We start from the raw sequence: 1119 nt of genomic DNA, 5'->3' as shown, positions 1-1119 counted from the left end.
AAAAATCTGATGCGATGTTTATATCTCGGGTTAAATACTATAATATTCATCTATTGAGGATAAGAGCTGAAATTGAATAGGTGAATTTCAAAAATGAAAGATAAAATTTCTCTGGACGACCTTAACCTGTTTATAAGTGTCGTCGATGCTGGCAGTCTGACAAAGGTATCTGAAATAACTGACATCCCCCTTCCTACCTTAAGTCGCCGAATAACAAAGCTTGAACAATGCATTGGTGGCCGGCTACTTAATCGCTCAACCCGAACGATCACTCTCACCCCTTTAGGCCGTATGTATTACGATAGCTGTGTTGGCCCGCTATCTGAATGTTTGTCAGCAACAACATTACTTGATGACTACCACCATAGCTTAACGGGAAAATTGGTGATAACCGCGCCAATAAATCTTACCCACCAGTGGGTCGGCAATTGTATTTTTGATTTTATGCAGAAGTACCCAGATATCAGCATTGATTTAATGGTGACCAACCGAGTTATTGATCTCGAATCTCTCAATATTGATGCAGCGATTAGAGTCGGTAAATTGAAGGACAGCAACTGGATAGCAAAAAAAATCATGAATTCACATTATGTTTTTTGTGCCTCAATAGAATACCTTTCTAAAAATACCGTCCCGTTAATTCCTGAAGACTTGGTTAATCAACATAAGTTGATCATGCCGAAATCAGATACAGAATGGCAGATAATAAATAAATCATCAGGTAGTGAGTATCTTATTTCAGCCACTCCCTATATGGTGGTTGATGATACCGAGTTAGTTATCCGTGCGGCAAAGAAAAGCTTAGGGATTTGTCTGGCTCCTTTTCAATTTGTCACATCACTTATCGAACGTGGGGAATTGGTACATATCTTACCGGAGTGGCATGGTGGGCTTAGACCAACTTATCTTATGTTTAGAGATAGAAATTATGTTCCCGCTCGCTTACGTGCTTTTATTAGTCATGTGGAGAAATATGAAATTATCGGTAAATAAGATGGAGGCTAGGCTAGAGATAAAAAATGAGAAGAGTATTTATTAATAATGCCCTTCTCAAACATCTAATGATAGTACACAAGGTAAAATTAGTATGATATTCCTTTCATTCCTTCGCTGGTGTAC

At 38.3% G+C, this 1119-nt stretch carries 1 protein-coding gene; it reads left to right on the top strand.

Annotation, left to right across the window (positions count from 1 at the left end; all coding sequences use genetic code 11):
* Positions 1-93: 93 nt before the first annotated feature.
* Complete coding sequence (locus tag V1952_RS21995; protein WP_372559520.1) at positions 94-993, top strand: LysR family transcriptional regulator; 900 nt, start codon at positions 94-96, stop codon at positions 991-993.
* Positions 994-1119 lie beyond the last annotated feature (126 nt).

Origin of the sequence: Yersinia sp. 2542 StPb PI (assembly GCF_048593855.1) — a bacterium.
Lineage (GTDB): Bacteria > Pseudomonadota > Gammaproteobacteria > Enterobacterales > Enterobacteriaceae > Yersinia > Yersinia enterocolitica_E.
This window is presented reverse-complemented; position numbering and strand designations above follow the sequence as displayed.

Bases quoted from the DNA above. Each gene is read 5' to 3' on its own strand.
- V1952_RS21995 (WP_372559520.1), top strand. From the start codon at position 94: ATGAAAGATAAAATTTCTCTGGACGACCTTAACCTGTTTATAAGTGTC.